The sequence below is a fragment of the Yinghuangia seranimata genome (assembly GCF_029953285.1).
Taxonomy (GTDB): domain Bacteria; phylum Actinomycetota; class Actinomycetes; order Streptomycetales; family Streptomycetaceae; genus Yinghuangia; species Yinghuangia seranimata.
Genome location: NZ_JASAOI010000038.1, coordinates 177,610 through 195,672 on the forward strand (window position 1 = coordinate 177,610; position 18,063 = coordinate 195,672).

The 18,063-nt window shown below is 72.9% G+C and carries 12 protein-coding genes; 5 read left to right on the top strand and 7 right to left on the bottom strand.

Annotation, left to right across the window (positions count from 1 at the left end; genetic code table 11):
* Positions 1-49: 49 nt before the first annotated feature.
* From ilvN to QI554_RS24730, 3 genes are all read right to left on the bottom strand, one after another.
* On the bottom strand, positions 50-574 hold the full coding sequence (ilvN, locus tag QI554_RS24720; RefSeq protein WP_281472427.1) for an acetolactate synthase small subunit: 525 nt from the start codon (positions 572-574) through the stop codon (positions 50-52).
* A 30-nt stretch (positions 575-604) separates the two neighbouring features.
* Entirely contained in the window at positions 605-2,383 is a 1,779-nt protein-coding gene (locus QI554_RS24725) for an acetolactate synthase large subunit (protein WP_281472429.1), read from the bottom strand.
* 234 nt (positions 2,384-2,617) lie between these two features.
* On the bottom strand, positions 2,618-5,338 hold the full coding sequence (locus QI554_RS24730; RefSeq protein WP_281472430.1) for a putative bifunctional diguanylate cyclase/phosphodiesterase: 2,721 nt from the start codon (positions 5,336-5,338) through the stop codon (positions 2,618-2,620).
* 512 nt (positions 5,339-5,850) lie between these two features.
* Between QI554_RS24730 and QI554_RS24735 the strand changes: the two genes are divergently transcribed.
* On the top strand, positions 5,851-7,644 hold the full coding sequence (locus QI554_RS24735) for an arabinofuranosyltransferase AftB family protein (protein WP_281472432.1): 1,794 nt from the start codon (positions 5,851-5,853) through the stop codon (positions 7,642-7,644).
* Positions 7,645-7,689: 45 nt separating this feature from the next.
* On the opposite strand, the gene QI554_RS24740 is transcribed toward QI554_RS24735, so the two are convergent.
* Together QI554_RS24740 and QI554_RS24745 are read right to left on the bottom strand one after the other, a co-directional pair.
* Positions 7,690-9,234, bottom strand: a complete 1,545-nt coding sequence (locus tag QI554_RS24740; protein WP_281472433.1) for a DUF2079 domain-containing protein — start codon at positions 9,232-9,234, stop codon at positions 7,690-7,692.
* Between the two features lie 118 nt (positions 9,235-9,352).
* Positions 9,353-10,306 (bottom strand): 2-hydroxyacid dehydrogenase, encoded by a 954-nt coding sequence (locus QI554_RS24745; protein WP_281472434.1) that lies wholly within the window; start codon positions 10,304-10,306, stop codon positions 9,353-9,355.
* A gap of 84 nt (positions 10,307-10,390) precedes the next feature.
* On the opposite strand from QI554_RS24745, the gene QI554_RS24750 reads away from it, so the two are divergent.
* On the top strand, positions 10,391-11,566 hold the full coding sequence (locus QI554_RS24750; RefSeq protein WP_281472435.1) for a PQQ-dependent sugar dehydrogenase: 1,176 nt from the start codon (positions 10,391-10,393) through the stop codon (positions 11,564-11,566).
* 568 nt (positions 11,567-12,134) lie between these two features.
* Here QI554_RS24750 and QI554_RS24755 read toward each other — a convergent pair.
* Together QI554_RS24755 and QI554_RS24760 are read right to left on the bottom strand one after the other, a co-directional pair.
* Positions 12,135-15,140, bottom strand: coding sequence for a helix-turn-helix transcriptional regulator (locus QI554_RS24755; protein WP_281472436.1), 3,006 nt, complete (start codon positions 15,138-15,140; stop codon positions 12,135-12,137).
* 138 nt (positions 15,141-15,278) lie between these two features.
* Positions 15,279-15,461, bottom strand: a complete 183-nt coding sequence (locus tag QI554_RS24760) for a hypothetical protein (protein WP_281472437.1) — start codon at positions 15,459-15,461, stop codon at positions 15,279-15,281.
* Between the two features lie 418 nt (positions 15,462-15,879).
* Between QI554_RS24760 and QI554_RS24765 the strand changes: the two genes are divergently transcribed.
* Genes QI554_RS24765 through QI554_RS24775 form a run of 3 tightly spaced genes read left to right on the top strand, consistent with a single transcriptional unit; the run spans position 15,880 to position 18,052 of the window.
* A complete protein-coding gene (locus tag QI554_RS24765; protein ID WP_281472438.1) occupies positions 15,880-16,551 on the top strand; it encodes a hypothetical protein in 672 nt (223 codons plus the stop codon).
* The gene (locus QI554_RS24770) at positions 16,548-17,306 is read left to right on the top strand and encodes a hypothetical protein (RefSeq protein WP_281472440.1); all 759 of its coding nucleotides are present in this window, start codon (positions 16,548-16,550) and stop codon (positions 17,304-17,306) included. The genes QI554_RS24765 and QI554_RS24770 overlap by 4 nt, the downstream gene beginning before the upstream one ends.
* On the top strand, positions 17,303-18,052 hold the full coding sequence (locus QI554_RS24775; RefSeq protein ID WP_281472442.1) for a hypothetical protein: 750 nt from the start codon (positions 17,303-17,305) through the stop codon (positions 18,050-18,052). Before QI554_RS24770 ends, QI554_RS24775 begins: the two co-directional genes overlap by 4 nt.
* Positions 18,053-18,063: the final 11 nt, after the last annotated feature.

The following is an 18,063-nucleotide window of genomic DNA, read 5'->3' on the forward strand; positions in this document are numbered from 1 at the left end:
ACACGGCGCTCCTGGGGCACCCGGGCGGTTGCCCGCCCGGGTGCGGGGGTCACGCGCTGCGCTCGACGGGGCGCAGCGAGCGGTCGGTGATGGAGCGGGCGCCGCGACCGATCGCGACGACGCCGGACTGCACCAGCTCCTTGATGCCGAACGGCTCCAGCATGCGCAGCATCGCGCTGAGCTTGTCGCCGCCGCCGGTCGCCTCGATGGTGACCGCGTCGGGCGACACGTCGACCGTCTTGGCGCGGAACAGTTGGACGATCTCGACGATCTGCGAGCGGGTGTCGTGGTCCGCGCGGACCTTCACCAGCAGCAGCTCGCGCTGCACGGAGTGCGACGGGTCGAGCTCGACGATCTTGAGGACGTTGACCAGCTTGTTGAGCTGCTTGGTCACCTGCTCGAGCGGCAGGTCCTCGACCGCCACGACGATCGTGATGCGCGAGATGTCGGGGTGCTCGGTGGTCCCGACGGCGAGCGAGTCGATGTTGAAGCCGCGGCGCGAGAACAGCGCGGTGATGCGCGCCAGGACACCGGGCTTGTTCTCGACGAGGACCGAGAGGGTGTGCTTGGTCATGATGGGGCTACGCCTTCCCTTGGGTCCCGGTCACTCTTCGCCGTCGCCGAAGTCCGGGCGCTGGTCCCGGGCGGCGAGGATCTCGTCGTTGGACGTGCCGGCCGCGACCATCGGCCACACCATGGCGTCCTGGTGGACGACGAAGTCGACGACCACGGGGCGGTCGTTGATCTCCATGGCCTGCTTGATGGTGGCGTCCAGGTCCTCGGGGCGCTCGCAGCGCAGGCCGACGCAGCCCATCGCGTCCGCGAGCTTCACGAAGTCCGGGATGTGCTTGCTGTGCAGGTCGGTGTTGGAGTAGCGCTGGTTGTAGAACAGCGTCTGCCACTGCCGGACCATGCCGAGGCTGCCGTTGTTGATGATGGCGACCTTGATCGGGATGTTGTTCAGCGCGCAGGTGACCAGCTCCTGGTTGGTCATCTGGAAGCAGCCGTCGCCGTCGATCGCCCACACCGTGGTCTCGGGCATGCCGACCTTGGCGCCCATCGCGGCGGGGACCGAGTAGCCCATGGTGCCGGCGCCGCCCGAGTTGAGCCACGTGTAGGGCTTCTCGTGCTTGATGAAGTGCGCCGCCCACATCTGGTGCTGGCCGACGCCCGCCGCGAAGATCGTGTCCGGTCCGCTGATGGCGCTCAGCCGCTCGATGACCAGCTGCGGCGACAGTGTCCCGTCCTCCGGGACGTCGTAGCCGAGCGGGTAGCGGTCGCGCCAGTCGTTCAGCGCGGTCCACCACGCGGAGTAGTCGCCCTTGCGGCCGCCCTCGTGCTCGGCCTGGACGGCGACCACCAGGTCGGCGATGACCTCGCGGGCGTCGCCGACGATCGGGACGTCGGCGGTGCGGTTCTTGGAGATCTCCGCCGGGTCGATGTCGGCGTGGACGATCGTCGCGTTGGGCGCGAACGTGTCGAGCCGGCCGGTGACCCGGTCGTCGAAGCGGGCGCCGAGCGAGACGATCAGGTCGGCGCGCTGCAGTGCGGTGACCGCGGCGACGGTGCCGTGCATGCCCGGCATGCCGAGGTGCTGCGGGTGGCTGTCGGGGAACGCGCCGCGCGCCATCAGCGTGGTGACGACCGGCGCGCCGGTGAGCTCGGCGAGGACGCGCAGCTCGGCGGACGCGTGGGCCTTGAGGACACCGCCGCCGACGTACAGCACGGGCTGCTTGGCCTCGGACAGCAGGCGCGCGGCCTCGCGGATCTGCTTGGCGTGCGGCCGGGTGACCGGGCGGTAGCCGGGCAGCTCGGGGGTGCCCGTCCAGACGAACTCGGTGGTCGCCTGCAGCGCGTCCTTGGAGATGTCGACCAGGACCGGGCCGGGGCGGCCGGTGCTGGCGACGTGGAACGCGGCGGCGATCGTGGAGGCGATCTCGGCCGGGTCGGTGACCAGGAAGTTGTGCTTGGTGATCGGCATCGTGATGCCGCAGATGTCCGCCTCCTGGAAGGCGTCCGTGCCGATCGCGCCGCTGGGGACCTGGCCGGTGATCGCGACGATCGGCACCGAGTCCATGTGCGCGTCGGCGATCGGCGTCACCAGGTTGGTCGCGCCGGGGCCGGAGGTGGCCATGCAGACGCCGACGCGGCCGGTCGCCTGGGCGTAGCCCTCGGCGGCGTGCCCGGCGCCCTGCTCGTGGCGGACGAGGATGTGCCGGACCTTGGTCGAGTCGAGCAGCGGGTCGTACGCGGGGAGGATCGCTCCTCCCGGGATGCCGAAGACGGTGTCTACACCGGCGGCTTCCAGGGAGCGGATCAGCGCCTGTGCTCCTGTCACCTGCTCAGTCATGGGATTTCGTCTCTTCTCGATCGCGGTCGGCATGTCTCGTCGTGATCGCTGCGGGCATCGGGCTTCCGGGCCGGTTCACCGCAACAAAAAACCCCTCGTGCCGTCAGGCATGCGAGGGGAGGCGCGTGGGCTGTCGGGTGCTCAGCTCACGCGCGCCGTTACTACGAGAATGCGGGTCTGCATGCCCCGACCTTTCCTCCGAGCGTGGGTGCGTGTCAAGCAGCGGCCATTCCGGTCTCATCATACGGACTGGATGTCCATTCTGGGCTAGCCTTGCGGCCTTTGCACGGGCAGTACGGCCGGACGGTGTTCGCCCCGGCCGACAGCCGGTTCGCCGACGCCCCCCAGAGTGCCACGGCGCAGCACCCGCAGCACGCCGTCCTCCTCAAGCGGCCCGGAGTACAGGAAGCCCTGGCCGCGCTGGCAGCCCATGTCGCGCAGGATGACCGCCTGGTCGGGGGTCTCGACGCCGGCCGCCACGAGGGTGAGGCCGAGGTCGAGGCCGAGCCGCACGATCGTCGAGGTGAGCGCGGTCAGGTGCGGGCAGGAGCCGACCTCGGCGACGAACGAGCGGTCGATCTTGAGTGTGTCGATCGGCATGCGGCGCAGGTACGCGAGCGACGAGTGGCCGGTCCCGAAGTCGTCGACGGACAGCCGGACGCCGAGCCGCTTGAGCGCCACGATGCAGTCGATCAGCGCGTCGGCGCCCTCGCCGCGGACGTTCTCGGTGATCTCCAGGGTGAGCGCCTGCGGGGGCAGCGCCGAGCGGCGCAGGACGTTGTCGACGAGCTCGACGAAACCGGCGCCGGTGAGCTGCCGCGCGGGCAGGCTGAGGCTCGCGCCGACGTCGTGGCCCGTGGCGCGCCAGCGGGACGCCTGGTCGACCACCTCTTCGAGGACCCAGCGGCCGAGCGGGGTGGCGGGCGCGTCGGCGCCGCCGGACAGCCGGATGAACTCGGCCGCGCCGACCAGCGCGCCGCGGTCGTCGCGGCGCCGCAGCAGCGCCTCGACGTCGCGGACCCGGCCGGTCGCGAGGTCGACGACCGGCTGGTACATGACGGTGAGCCGCTTGTCGTGCAGCGCGCGGCGCTGCCGGGCCGCGCGCTCGACCCTGCGCACCGCGTCGATGTGCATCTGCGGCGCGTAGACCTCGACGCGGCCCTTGCCGCCGGACTTGGCGCGGTACATCGCCAGGTCGGCGTTGCGCATCAGGTCGGCCGGGTCGATGTCGGGCGTGGAGAACGCGATGCCGATCGACGCGGCGACGCGCACCTCGTGGTCGCCGATCCGGTACGGCGTGGACAGCGTGGCCAGCAGCCGCTCGGCGATCTCCCGGATGGCGTGCGGCGACGCGTCGCCGACCAGCAGCGCGGCGAACTCGTCGCCGCCGAACCGCGCGACGGTGTCGCCGACCCGGACGGCGTGCTCCAGCCGGCGCGCGGCCTGCACCAGCAGCTCGTCGCCGACCGCGTGGCCGCCCGCGTCGTTGACCGCCTTGAAGCCGTCGAGGTCGAGGAACAGCACGGCGACCGTGGGGGTGACGCCGCGGCGCTGCGCGAGGGCGTGCTGGATGCGGTCCTCGAACAGCGCCCGGTTGGGCAGGTCGGTCAGCCGGTCGTGGAACGCGTCGTGCTCGAGCTGGGTCTGCAGCTTGACCCGGTCGCTGACGTCGCGGCTGTTGAGGATGATGCCGTCGCCGTAGCGGTTGACCGCGGACTCGGTGTGCAGCCACGCGCCGGCCGCGGAGCGGATGCGGCACTCGACGCGGGTCATCGAGGGCTGGCCGGCCTCGTCGAGGAAGCGGCGCACCTCGGCCTGGACGCGGGCGTTGTCCTCGGGGTGGATGAGGAGGTCGAGCCGGGTGCCGGCGAGCTCCTCGGGCTCGAAGCCGTAGACGCGGCGGACGGCATGGCTGACGTACTGCAGCACGCCGTCCTTGGCCGCGATCATGATGACGTCGCTCGACCCCTGGACGAGGGAGCGGAAGTGGCTCTCCTGGACCGCGAGTTCCTGCGCCATGAAGACGTTGTCGACGAGCGTGATGCCCTGCCGCAGCACCAGCACGACGAGCACCGAGCCGCCGGCGACCAGCACCACCGGGTCGAGCGCGTGCCCCGCGACGGCGTCGCCGAGCACGCCGGCGGTGCACACGGCGGCGGCGATGTACGGGGTGAGCGCGGACAGCATCGAGAAGGTGCGGTGCCCGCCGCTGGGCGGTCCTTCGGCGGCCGCGTCGTCGCCCATCCACGGCGCGACGGCGAGCAGCACGCTGCCCGCGAACCAGCCCGCGTCGAGCAGTTCGCCCGAGCGGTAGCCGCCGTGCAGCCCGGGGGTGGTCCACAGCGCGTCGCTGACGACGGTGACGGCGAGCGCCACCAGGGCGACGTTGAGCGCCGCGCGGTCCGCGTCGCCCGCCCGGATGCGCAGGCCGAGGACCATGCTCACGAGCAGGATGTCCATCACCGGGTAGGCGAGGGTGAGCGCGATCTTCAGCGCGTCGGACCGGTCGCCGTGCGCGGATCTGGCGAGCGCCATGCTCCAGCCGAGGGTGAACAGCGAGCCGGCGATCAGCCAGCCGTCGAGCACCAGGCACGACCACGCGGCGAGGCCTTGGGGGCGCTGCGCGACCAGCAGCAGGCCGATGATCGCGGGCGGCGCGAAGAACAGGAAGAACCAGTCGGCCGGACCGGGGGTGGGGACGACGGTGCCGAGGACGATCTCGTACCAGCCCCAGATGCCGTTGCCGATCGCGACCATGCACGCGGACAGCCCGAGCAGCGCCCAGGACAGCCCGGTGCGGCCGGGCAGCCCGGCGGCGCGGACCACGCACGACACCGCCGCGGCGCCCGCGGCCGCGGACAGCCCGAAGTCGCCCATGGTGAGCGACACCGCGGGGCTGCCCCAGCCGAGGAGCGCGCCGACGGCATAGGCGAGGCACAGGGGAACGGCGACGGACAGGGCACGCCGCCTGGTACGGGTTCCGGACAAGGCCAGTGGTCACGCCCGCTCGGAGCGCCCGCCGCGGGTCGCTCGGGGGCGGCTGGGACGCGGCTCGCTACGCGCCTGCTGCGCGCGGCTGCTGACGGCGCGGTAGTCCCCCGGCATGGACGGCTCCCCTCCTCGCCCGACCGGATCCGACCGGTCGCGGCGCAGAACTGACGGTTTGGTTACCGACGTCGACGCTGCGGTGCGTCCGCTCGTGTGCCGAGGCCGGCCTGCCCCTCCCGGGCCCGATACTGCGCACCCCTCGGCGTTCCACGATTCGGACGATACACCACTTCAGTTACTGTGTGCTCGCTTCCCAAAACACAGAGTAACTAACTTTCCCCACCCGCACGCCCTGTTCCAGCGAAGTTGTGCCGATGTGCGGGGGCGGGTGCCCGGACGTGCGCAAACGCGCACGCGCCCGCATTTCCGCAAGGTCCCGCCACGCGGGAGACCGCCGCCGCGCCAGCCGATTCGCGCCGTTACCCTCCCCCTGACGAACCTTGGAGGGGACAGTGGCGAGCGCCTCTGCGATACGCGCGCGGTTGCATGGCGCGACCGACGACGGCCCGGCGACGCTGCGCGCGTACCTGACCGTCGCATTCATGGCGGGGTGCGTGATCGTCTTCGCCGCCGAGGTCTACGCGAGGCGGTGGATCAGCGACGACGGGCTGATCGCGGTGCGCCAGGTGAAGCAGATCCTCGAGGGCGACGGGCCCACCTACAACGTCGGCGAGCGCGACGAGGTCAACACGAGCGTGCTGTGGACGTGGATCCTCGTCGCGGCCGGCTGGCTGTTCGGCGGCGACCTCGCACTGCTCGCGGTGTGTGTCGGCGGCCTGCTCTCGGTCGCGGCGCTCGCCGTGGCGCTCGACGCGTCCCGCGGCTTCCAGCGGTCCCGTGGCTCGGACGCGCTGCTGCTGCCGGCCGGCGCGCTGGTGGTGCTCGGCGTCATCCCCTTCTGGGACTACGGGACGTCGGGCCTGGAGACCGGCCTGTGCCTGCTGTGGGCGGCGGGCTCGTGGTGGCTGCTCGTCCGGGCGCGGCCCGAGCACGGGACGGTGCGGCGGTACGGCACGGCGGTCGTCCTCGGCCTGGGCCCGCTGGTGCGGCCCGACTTCGCCCTGGTGTCCGCCGTGTTCCTGGTCGCGATGACGATGCTGACCGGCGTGCGGTGGCGCGGCGGCCTCGCGCTGACGGGCGCCGCGGCGCTGCTGCCGGTGGCGTACGAGGTCTTCCGCGCCGGCTACTACGGCATCCTCGTGCCGATGCCGGGGCTGGCCAAGGAGGCGTCCGGCTCGCACTGGGACCGCGGGTTCGGCTACTTCAACGACTTCCTCGGCACGTACAAGCTGTGGCTGCCGCTCGCGCTGTTCTGCGTGCTGGTCACGCATCTGTACGGGCGCACCCGCCCCGACCGGCGCGAGGCGGTCCTGGTGGCGGCGCCCATCGCGGCCGCGCTGCTGCTGTGCGCCTATGTGGTGCGGGTCGGCGGCGACTACATGCACGCCCGCATGTGGCTCACGCCGACGCTGCTCATGCTGCTGCCGCTGCTGCTCGTCCCGGCGACGCGCCCCGTGGGGGTGATCGTCGCGCTGCTCGGGCTGTGGGCGACGGTCGCGGGGGTGGACGCGCGCACGTCGTACCGCAACATGACGTGGGGCCCGCAGATGATCACCAACGAGCGGGAGTTCGAGGCCGCGTTCTTCGAGGCGCGGCATCCGGTGAACAGCCGGGACCACACCACAGGCGCATGGGGGCGCTACCTCGTCCCGCTGGTGGAGAAGGCCCGGCGCAGTCCCGTTCCGGTGCTGCTCTACATGGCGCACAGCAACCAGACGGACTCCGACTACCTGACGACGATCCCGCTCGCACCGGGGCGCGGGAAGAGCCTCGCGTTCTTCTGGGACAACCTCGGCATGACGGCGGCCATGCTCAAGCTCGACGAGGTCGTCGTCGACCGCAACGGCCTGGCGACGCCGCTCGCCGGGCACCTGCGGCTCGACAAGCCCGGGCGGGCCGGGCACGAGAAGTCGCTGCCGCTGACGTGGGTGCTCGCCAAGTACGCCGACCCGGCCGCGGTGGTCGCGCTCCCCGACGACGCGAACATCGACAAGGACGCCGTCGTGGCCGCCCGGCACGCACTCACCTGCGGGGACCTCAAGGACTTGGTGGACTCCACCGAGAAGCCGCTGACGGCCGGGCGCTTCTGGAAGAACCTGACCGGCTCGTGGGACCGCACGCGGCTTCGGGTGCCGTCCGACCCCTTCGAGGCGGAGCGGACGTTCTGCGGCACGCCGCAGGAGTGACGCCCGGCGGCGGGAGGGCTCGGGGCCGGTCCCGCCAGGTCCCGCCTAGTCCCGGCGCAGGACGACGACGCCTGAGCCCTCCGCGACCTGCCGGAAGCCCTGGCCGCGCAGGTACTCGAGCCAGGTGCGGACCCACTCGCCCTTGCCGTCCCACGAGTCGGCGACGACGTAGCCGGGTCCGGGCAGCACGGTGGGGAAGTTCGTCACGCGGGTCCGGCTGGTCAGCCTGGGCGCGAGGCGTTCGGTACTGCTGACGTCGGCGCCGTCCGGGATCGCGCCGAGAACGCGCTGCGCGCCGCGGACGTCCGAGGAGACCTTCCAGCTCTCGCTGTGCAGCAGGTCGATGAGCGGGAAGTCCCGGCACAGCGTCAGCGACACGGCGAGCGGCACGATCGCGGCCTTGGCCGCGTACCGGCGCAGCCAGTCGCGCCGCGACGCGCGCAGGGTGACGACGGCGTCCGCGAACGCCGCGAAGACGATCGGCATCAGGACCGCGCTGTAGTGGAAGGCGATGCCCCAGTAGTACTGGTTGCTCGACGTGAACCGCCACAGCAGCGTCGGTACGACGAGGGCCAGCAGCGGCGAGCGCAGCGCCAGGAAGCCGGTGGGCAGCAGCAGCGTGAGCAGCGTCATCCACTTCTCGCGCGGGAACAGCAGGTTGTGCGGCAGGTCCAGGACCAGTCGGCCGAGCGGGACGTCGCCCGCGGTGGTGTCGGAGGCGGTGTTCCCGACGTGCGCGGGGCCGCCGTCCAGGCTGCTCCAGAACGGGTAGGTGCCGTGCGCATTGACCGACGGCAGCACGACGAACACCACCAGCGCGAAGGCGACCGCGCCGGCGCCGACCGCGACCGCCGCCCACCGCCACTGCCTGCGCAGCGCCAGCCAGCAGCCCGCCGCCAGCAGCGTCAGCGCCAGGTCCTCCTTGACCAGCACCAGCGGCAGCAGCCACAGCACACCCGCGCGGTACTCGGCCTTGAGGAACCGCTCCAGGCCGAACGCCAGCATCGGCACGGCGAAGCAGACCTCGTGGAACTCGAACGCCACGGCGCTCTGCAGGCCCCACGACAGCGCGTACGCCGCCCCGAACGCGGCGCCGCCGAGCGGGCCGAAGACGCGGCGGCCGATGCGCGTCACCGGCACGACGGACAGGGCGATCAGCAGCGCCTGCGCGACCAGGAGCGTCTGCGGGGACGGCACGAGCCGGTAGAACGGGGCGAGCGTCGCCAGGATCGGGTGGAAGTGCTCGCCGAGCACGTTGAAGCCCGGCTCGCGGATGTCCGAGACGGGCGCGCGGAAGTGCGCGTAGTTGCGCACCACCTGCTCGAACAGGCCCAGGTCGTAGGCGTGCGTCTCCATGCGGCGGTGCTTGAGCAGCGAGTACGTCGCGTAGAGGGTGAACGCGCCGAGCGCGATGACGTAGGGCACGGCCCGCGCCCAGGGCTCGGCGCGTGCGGTGCGCCCGGACGGGCCGGGTACGGGCGCAGGCCGGCCCGGGGGGACGCGGGGACGCGGCGGTCGGGCCGGTGCCGCCGACCCCGCCTCGTCCAGCCGTACCCCGCCGTCGCCGACCTGTGTGGCATCGATGCCCATGCCGCCCCGTTCCTCGTCCCCGGCGGCCGTGCCCGCCCCTACCCTGACCAACCGGATACGGGTCGGACAGGTCACGAGGTTGTCATCCGCGGCTCGCCGGACGCGCGGGGGGAGGGCCTCAGCCGCCGTGCACGATGTTCGCGAGCGGCGCGCCCGTCGCCCAGGCGGTCACCTGGTTCCGCACCAGGCGCATCGCGCGCGGCAGGAACGCCGACGAACTCCCACCCACGTGCGGGCTGATCAGCACACCCGGCGCGAAACGCAGCGGGTGGTCCGCGGGCAGCGGCTCGGGGTCCGTGACGTCGACGGCGGCGGTGATCCGGCCCGTGGACACCTCGGCGAGCAGCGCCTTGGTGTCCACCACCAGGCCCCGCGCCACGTTCACCAGCAGCGCGCCGTCGTGCATGCGCGCGAGGAACTCGGCGTCCACCAGGCCGCGGGTCTCGTCCGTCAGAGGCGTGCACACGATGACGACGTCGGCGGCGGGCAGCAGCGCGGGCAGCTCGCTTATGGCGTGCACCGGCAGGCCGTCCGCCGTCGTCCTCGCGCTGCGCGCGACCCGGACCAGGTCGACCTCGAAGCCCGCGAGGCGCCGCTCGACGGCCTCGCCGATCGCGCCGTAGCCCACGATCACGACCGTCTTGTCGGCGAGCGCCGGATAGAAGCCGTCCCGCCACTCCCCCGCGTCCTGGCCGCGCACGAACGACGGAATGCCGCGCAGCGACGCCAGCGTGAGCGCCACCGCCAGCTCGGCCGTGCTCGTCTCGTGGATCCCACGGCCGTTCGCGAGCACCGCGCCCGGCGGCAGGTAGGGCAGCACGTGCTCGTAGCCGGCGGTCAGCGTCTGCACGAACCGCACCTGCGGCATGTCACGCAGCAGGCGCAGCGGCGCCGGGTCGAACGTGTACGGCAGCACGTAGAACGCGACGTCGTCATGCCGGGTCGGCGGCGCCGAGAAGCCGTCGTAGACCTCGATGTCGAGGCCGGGCGGCAGGTCGCCGAGGGCGGCGGGCTCGTAGGGGATCAGGAGCCGGTCGGGTCCGGCGCCGGCCGGGGGCGTGGGAATGGCCATGCGGGGCACTCTACGAGCGCGGGCCCCGTCGCGCTGCGGCGGCGGCCTCCCCCGCGACGGACCCGACCCGGACGGTGGTGACACATGACGGCAGCCGGACCCGCGCCCGACCGGCGCGCGGCCCGCGGCAGACGCGCACGGCCGGCCGCCGCACTGCTCGCGGCCGCGGTGCTGGCCGCCCTCCCGGGCTGCACCTCGTCCTCCTCCGACGGGGCCAAGCCCGCCCCCGTCGCCGACGGGTCACCCGCCCCGGTCACCCTGCCGCCTGGGCCCACCGCCACCGCGCTCGGGGAGGTCACCGTCACCGGGGACGTCGCGACGGGGCTCGACACGCCGTGGGGCGTCGCGGTCCTGCCGGACGGCGACGCACTGGTCGCGTCCCGCGACACCGGCACGGTGTCCAGGATCCGGCCGGGGACGCCTGGGGCGGTACGGGTGGGGAACGTGCCCGGCGTCGTGCACAACGGGGAAGGCGGGCTGCTGGGGCTCGCGCTGTCACCGGACTTCGCGCGCGACGGGCTGGTGTACGCGTACTACACGACGGCGCACGACAACCGGATCGCGCGGATGCGGTACACCGGGGACACGCTCGGCGCGCCCGAGGTCCTGCTGTCGGGCATCCCGGCGGGCAGCGTGCACAACGGGGGCCGGATCGCCTTCGGCCCGGACGGCATGCTGTACGCCGGCACCGGCGAGTCGGGCGACAAACCGCTCGCCCAGGACCCGGGCTCCCTCGGCGGCAAGATCCTCCGCCTCACCCCCGACGGCGCCCCCGCCCCCGGCAACCCGTTCCCCGGCTCCCCCGTCTACAGCCTCGGCCACCGCAACGTGCAGGGCCTCGCCTGGGACTCGGGCGGCCGCCTCTGGGCCAGCGAGTTCGGCCAGAACACCTGGGACGAACTCAACCTGATCACCCCGGGCGCCAACTACGGCTGGCCGATCGTCGAAGGCCACGCCGGCGACCCCCGCTTCGTCGACCCCCTCGCCCAATGGCCCGTCGCCGAGGCCTCCCCGAGCGGCATCGCCATCGTCGACGACGTCATCTACGTCGCCTCCCTCCGAGGCACCCGCCTCTGGCAGGTCCCCATCCGAGGCACCACCCTCGGCCCCGCCACCGCCTACCTCCAAAACGCCTACGGCCGCCTCCGCACCGTCCTCCCCGCCCCAGGCGGAGGCCTCTGGCTGACCACCAGCAACACCGACGGCCGAGGCACCCCAAAACCCGGCGACGACCGAATCCTCCACCTGAAAACCACCTGAGAACGAGCAGGCGAGCAGGCGAGCAGGCGAGACCAACGACTGCGGCCGCCGACGTGAACCGCCGCGCTCCACGCGGGGACGGGCAGACAGGCGCCTGACCGCAGACGCACACCTGCACCCGAGACAACACGCCCCACCGGAGCGGCCCTCACCGGCATCCGGCGCAGCAGACCTCAGGCTTGCGCGACGGTGGCGCGGCGCGGAACTCGCCGGTACCTGGAGCCGTACGCAGACGGCCCGTGCCGTGCCTCCAGCGCCGAACGCCGCTCACTCGCGCAGAGCGGAGCCCGCCAGGCCGAGTCGACGAGTCGGAACGGCCCACGTCAGCGCGCCGACTCGTCCACACCGTTGGGCCACCTCTCCCGTCCCCGCGCGGAGCGCGCCAGGACGGGTCGGAGTGGCCCTGGCCCGGCGCATGCGGCCGCAAATCGCCTGAGCGGCGCCGCAGCGCGCGGGCCTGTGCGGGCGGGGGCGCGTTGTGCGGGACTCTCCGGTGCCCGGAGCCGTGCGAAGGCGGGCCGTGCCGTCTCCAGCAGCCCACCCCGTCCCTCGCGGAGCGTGCGGCGGGTCAGGCTGAGTCGACGAGTTGGAGGCGGTGGGCCAGGGCGGCGGCTTCGCCTCGGCTGCTTACTTCCAGTTTGCCGAGGATGTTCGAGACGTGGACGCTCGCGGTTTTCACGCTGATGAAGAGTTCTTCGGCGATCTGGCGGTTGCTGCGGCCGTCGACGACGAGTCGTAGGACGTCGCGTTCGCGGGGGGTGAGCATGGGGCCGTCGGCGGGGTCGGGGGCAAGGGGGTCGCGGGGGCCCGGGGTGGTGGGGGTGCCGTCGAGGGGGAGGCGGGCGCGGCGGGCGAGGAGTTCGGTTTCCTCGGTCAGGGGGCGGGCGCCGAGTGCGGCGGCGGCGGTGTGGGCCGCGGAGAGGACGTCGGCGGCGCGTTGGCGGTCGCCGGCGGCGATGAGGGCGGTCGCGAGGCGGCTGCGGACGCGGGCGAGGATGTACGGCTGGGAGTTCTCCTCCCAGGCGGCGACGGCCTGTTCCCACAGGTCGACGGTCGCCTCGCCTTCGGCGCGGGCGAGTTCGGCGCGCAGGTTGACGGCGTGGGCCTCGTCGAGGGCGCAGTCGCGGGCCAGGGCCAGCGCGGCGGTGCGGATCCGCTTGAGGGCGTCCTGCCGGGCCTTGAGTTCGGCGCCGCCGCGCGGGTAGCCGGCGAGTTCGGTGACGTCGCCTTCGGCGCGCGCGGCCTCGACGAGGAGGGGCCAGGCGTAGCGCTGCGCGCCGGCCGGGAAGCCCGCGTTGAGTTCGGCGCGGATGAGTTCGCGGACCTCGGGCAGTTTGCCGAGGCGGCGGGCGACGGCGACCTCGAGCGTGCGGACCGGTATGCGGAACTGCGGTTCGACGAAGCTCGCGCCGGAGATGACGCGGGCCTGGTCGAGGCAGCGGACGGCGCGCGCGATGTCGCCGCGGGCGAGCGCGACCTCGACGTTGAGCCGGTGCGCGTGGCCGAGCGTCTCCGGCTTGGGGTCGTGCTCGAACAGTTCGTCGAGGAGCGCCTCGGCCTCGTCCCATTCGCCGAGCGAGATCAGGCTCTCGGCGAGGTTGCCGATGGAGAACGCGCCGAAGCCCCGTACCAGGCGGTATTCGCGGGCGATGTCGAGCGACCTGCGGGCCGCGTCGACGGCGTCGGCGTGCCGGCCGAGGCCTTCGTAGATGGACGACAGGTTGCTGAGCACGAGGCACATGACGTCGGGCTCGGCGACCTTCTCCGCGATGGCGCAGGCCTCGTCGAAGGTGGCGAGTCCGGCTTCGATGTGCCCGAGGCTGATCTGGAGGTTGGCGAGCGTCTTGAGGATGGTGGCCTCGTCGGCGCGGCTGCCGACCTGCCGGGCGATGGCGAGCGCGTCGCGGGCGGTGGCGACGGACTGCTCGGTGGGGTCGTCGAGCATCTGGTCGCGGGCGATCTGGCCGAGCACGCGGGCGTGTTCGATGGACGGCGGCAGGTCGACGAGGAGGGCTTCTGCCTTGCGGAGTTCGGCCAGGCCGCCGGCGCGGTTGCTCATCCGGAGCAGGTTGGCGCGGCTGGTCCACAGGTGGGCGGCGAGCCGCGGGTCCTGCTGGGGGTCGATGAGGTCGAGCGCCTGGCGGGTGAAGGCCAGGGCCTTGTCGAAGGCGTTGTCGAAGCGGGCCGGCATGATCGCCGCGATCAGTAGGTCGAGCAGGGTGATGCCGGTGAGCTCTTCGGGGTCGGCGACCTGTTCCCACAGTTCGAGCGCGCGTTCCAGGAGCCGGAACTGCTCGCCGAACGCGTAGCGGACGCGGGCCGCTTCGGCGGCGGCGAGCACGGCCGGCAGCGCCTCGGTGGCGCGCCCGGCGTGGTACCAGTACATGGCGAGCCGGCTCGCGTACTCGTCGCTCGGCACGAGGTCGGGCCAGCGGTCGAGGACTTCGGCGTACCGCGCGTACTTGCGCATGCGCTCGCCGGGCAGCAGGTCGTCGCGTACGGCCTCGCGCACGAGCGCGTGCCGGAAGCAGTAGCCGTCCCCGGCCCGGTTGGGGATGAGGACGTGCCTCGACACGGCGCTGCGCAGCGCGTCGTCGAGTTCGGAGGGGCCGAGCCCGGTGACCTCGGCGAGCAGCCGGTGTCCGACGGTGGGGCCTCCGACGGCGGCGAGCCGGACCACCCGCTGGGTGTCGTCGGGGAGTTCCTCGACGCGTATGAGCAGCAGGTCGCGGAGCGTGTCGGAGAGCCCGTCGAGCCGTCCGCAGCGCACGCTGCACGCGAGTTCCTCGACGAAGAACGCGTTGCCCTCGGACTTCTGGTGGATCTGCCGGATGAGCCGGCGCGGCTGCTCCTCGCCGAGGATGCCGCGCAGCTGCTCGCCGACCTGGGCGCGGGTGAGCCGGCCGAGTTCGAGGCGGCGCACGGTGCGGGTGCGGTCGAGTTCGGCGAGGAACGCCCGCATGGGGTGCCGCCGGTCGATGGCGTCGGCGCGGTAGGTGCCGATGACGAGGATGCGGCCGCGGCGCAGCGAGCGGACGAGGAACGAGAGGAGTTCGCGGGTGGACGCGTCCGCCCAGTGCAGGTCCTCGAGGGCGACGATCAGGGTGCGCTGGCCGCCGAGGCGTTCGAGGACGCGCAGCATGAGTTCGAAGAGCCGGGCCCGGTCGTAGTCGCCCGAGGTGTCGCGCGCGTGCGACGCGTTGAGGTGCGGCATGACCCACGACAGGTCCTGTTCGCGGCCCGCGACGGCGGCCTCGAGTTCGTCGCCGAGGACGTCGCCGAGCACCCGCATCGCGGCCGACACGGGCGCGAACGGCAGGCCTTCGGCGCCGAGCTCCAGGCAGCCGCCGAGCGCGACGACAGCGCCGTCAGCGTCGGCCTGGTCGAGGAACTCCTGGAGCAGCCTGGTCTTGCCGACGCCCGCCTCGCCGCCGATGAGCAGCACGCCGGGGACACCGGCGTCCGCCTCCCGTTTGGCCTCGGCCAGGCGCGACAGCTCCGGGAGCCTACCGACGAAGACGGGACTGACGGCGAGTGTGGACACGGGGTCGAGCATGCCATGAGGAAGCGTCACAAAGCCCCTCCATTTCTCCGCAGGCGGAATGCGATCGCGCAGGTCAATGCCGAGGGGCCCAGCCGCGGTACGCCGCGTCCGGGCCCCTCGTCTCCGGTACGGGCCGACCGGCGCTCGGGCGGTCGGCCGTGGTCCGGTTCACACCGCGGGCCGTACTGACCCCGCGACGCCGGCGCATATCCGTGAACTCGCCTCGGCGGCGGCGCGCTCCTGGCGCCGGGCCTCGCGCCGGGCCCGGAGCGCCCGCGCGACGAGCCGCTCGTGGGCCGCGGCCCGGTGCATCTCCTGCTGGCGGATCTGGAAGAGTTCGTACTGGACCATGGTGTCTGGGACTCCTTGTGGTGTTTCCCGGCGGTTCCGGGCATGTCTCAAGGTTCGCGTCCCAGTCGTGGGCGGAGCATGGGGCGGATGCCGCATCTTGCGCCGCGGGCGCGGCGAAGGGCCGCGGCTAAGACGCCCTAAGACGGTCTAAGACCCCGGTGGTCTCTGAGGCCCGTCTGAGGCGGGTCCCGAGGACCTCATATACGGCCCTCCACGTCGCGCACCCCACAGGCAACTCCCCTGTTCACAAGGCTTGGGGGCTGCCATGATGCGCCGCGTGCACGAGTCACACGAGTCATCCGCAGCACCGCCTTCCCCTGAGGAGGGCGTCTTTCTCATCGGGTCGTCTCTTCCATCCGACGCTTCCGAGGACCGCGACGCCGATCCTCCCCGCATACGCATACACACCGGCCCCCTGATGGCGTGGATGGTCATGCTCGGCCTGGTCGCCGGTGCCGGCGTCGGCTACGCCGTACAGTCCGACCGCCCCGCGGCACTGCCGCCGCTGGTCGCGGCGGGCCCGCGCTACCCGCAGCCGCCGGCCGACGCGAAGCCGGTGCAGCTGCCCGCGGGCGAGGACGCGCTCGTCCGCCGCGACGGCGACCTGCGCGAGCTGCTGCTCCCCAAGCCGCCGGGCGCCGCCGATTGGGAGTTCCCGCGCAACATCGACGGCTGGCAGTCGCTTGCCATGAACGCCGACGACACCACGCAGCCCGCCCGCCGCTTCAGCGCGCTCCAGCGCGGCGGCGTACGGCGGATCGCGGTGCGCCAGTGGACGGCGGACGGCGTCGACGTGGACATCCAGCTGCACCAGTTCGGCCGCGACACCAGCGAGGCCAGGGACCAGGCCGAGTACATGGCGCACACCGGCGTGAACCCGATCTACCAGGCGGGCACGAGGCGCGACCTGCCGGGCACGCACCTCGGCAAGCTGTACATCTGGAACCCGCAGGACGGCAGCGAGTTCTACCTGGGCTGCGCGAGCGCCTACCGCGGCGACGTGCTCATGGTGATCTGGTTCCAGGCGAAGTCGCCCATCGACGGGGACAAGGCGTTCGACGTGGCCGTGGCCCAGGCGGCGAAGCTGTGAACGCACGCGTGGTGCAGTGGCTGGTGACGGGGGCGGTCGCCGTCGCGCTGGTGATCGGCCTGGTGGTCGGCGGCATGGCGTACGTGCTGTGGCACGAGGACGGGCCGCCCGCGCCGCGCGCCGCGGTGCCGGTCGTCGAACGCAAGCCGGCCGCCCCGGCCGCGCCGGGGGTATTCGCGTTGCAGCCGGACGGCACGCACCGCGGCGCCGTCGTCGACGGCCTCGCGCTCAACATGGACGCGTGGACGTGGGGCCCGGACGACCAGGAGTTCGGCTCCTTCGGCCCGCTCACGAAGGAGCAGTTGCAGGCGCAGGCGGACCGGCTCGCCCGGCGGATCGGGGCGCCCGGGCTCGACGCGGTGGACGCCGACTGGAAGGCGGCCGCGTTCCGCACGTTCCGGCACCGGTTCAACGGCTTCGACGTCAAGATCGTGATCACCCAGGAGACGCCCGAGGCGGCACGCCGTGCGAATGATGGCGCGAAATCGCTGCTCTCCCGCATGGGTGCGACCGCGTTCGACACCCGAGCCGAGGCCGACGGCGCCTGGTGCTTCGCGCACAAGGGAAAGGACCCGAAGGACCTTGAGGACGTGATGTGCGGCGCCGTGGTCGGCGACACCGTCGTCCGGCTGAGCGGGTCCGGCGCACCGGCGGAGAACGGGAGCGGGCGGGCGATCGAGCCGCACAGCCTCATCGCGGACCTGCTGCGCGCCCAGATCGACCAGCTGAAGCAGACCGGGGGCGCGAAGGCATGAGCATGCACAAGTCCGCCGCTTGGCGGCTCCCGATCGCCCTGCTCGTCCTGGTCGCGGTGGCCACCGCTACCGCCGTGCTGGTCACACTGCCCGGTCGGGAGAAGATGCCCCGGCTCGGCACGAAGTCGGACGGCCGCTACGACTTCCCGCGCCTCGCCCTCCCGCCCGTGCCCGCGCCGACCGTCCAGGACGGCGGCGACCTCGACGCCAAGCAGCTGCACAGCGCCGACCCGCGCACCCTGCTGCTCCCCGCGCCGAAGGGCGCCAGGCCGGCCGAGGGCGGGCCCGCGGCCGGGAGCTGGGTGGACACGACGGCGTTCGGCAAGGCGTACCTGCGCCCCGAGCAGGTCACCCCGCTGGTCAACGACATCGGCGTGCGGAACATCGCCGCGACGTCGTGGCGCACCGCCGACGGTGTGCGCACCGAGATCTACCTGCTCTGGTTCGAGGGCCCGGCCGGGCGCAAGCAGTTCGACCAGGACATCGCGAGCGGCCAGGTGCCGGCCGCGCTCCAGGACGAGTACGACCTGTACGTGCTGCCCGAACCGCTGCAGCGCACCACCGCGGTCGACCAGATCAGCGGCCGGGTCGCCAAACGGCCGGGCGCCGACGGCAGGTTCGCCCGCGTCGCGTACATCGACAACGGCGACATGGCCGCCGTGGTGGTCTCCAGCGGCCCGCCCGGGCTGCCGCGCGTCGGGTTCGACCAGACCGTCACGCTGCAGGCGCAGTTGCTGCGCTTCTGACCGCGCCGGCG

Excerpts from the sequence above, each read along its gene's own strand:
- ilvN (WP_281472427.1), bottom strand. The coding sequence starts at position 574 with ATGACCAAGCACACCCTCTCGGTCCTCGTCGAGAACAAGCCCGGTGTC.
- QI554_RS24725 (WP_281472429.1), bottom strand. The coding sequence starts at position 2,383 with ATGCCGACCGCGATCGAGAAGAGACGAAATCCCATGACTGAGCAGGTG.
- QI554_RS24740 (WP_281472433.1), bottom strand. The coding sequence starts at position 9,234 with ATGGGCATCGATGCCACACAGGTCGGCGACGGCGGGGTACGGCTGGAC.
- QI554_RS24745 (WP_281472434.1), bottom strand. The coding sequence starts at position 10,306 with ATGGCCATTCCCACGCCCCCGGCCGGCGCCGGACCCGACCGGCTCCTG.
- QI554_RS24750 (WP_281472435.1), top strand. The coding sequence starts at position 10,391 with ATGACGGCAGCCGGACCCGCGCCCGACCGGCGCGCGGCCCGCGGCAGA.
- QI554_RS24760 (WP_281472437.1), bottom strand. The coding sequence starts at position 15,461 with ATGGTCCAGTACGAACTCTTCCAGATCCGCCAGCAGGAGATGCACCGG.
- QI554_RS24765 (WP_281472438.1), top strand. The coding sequence starts at position 15,880 with ATGGCGTGGATGGTCATGCTCGGCCTGGTCGCCGGTGCCGGCGTCGGC.
- QI554_RS24775 (WP_281472442.1), top strand. The coding sequence starts at position 17,303 with ATGAGCATGCACAAGTCCGCCGCTTGGCGGCTCCCGATCGCCCTGCTC.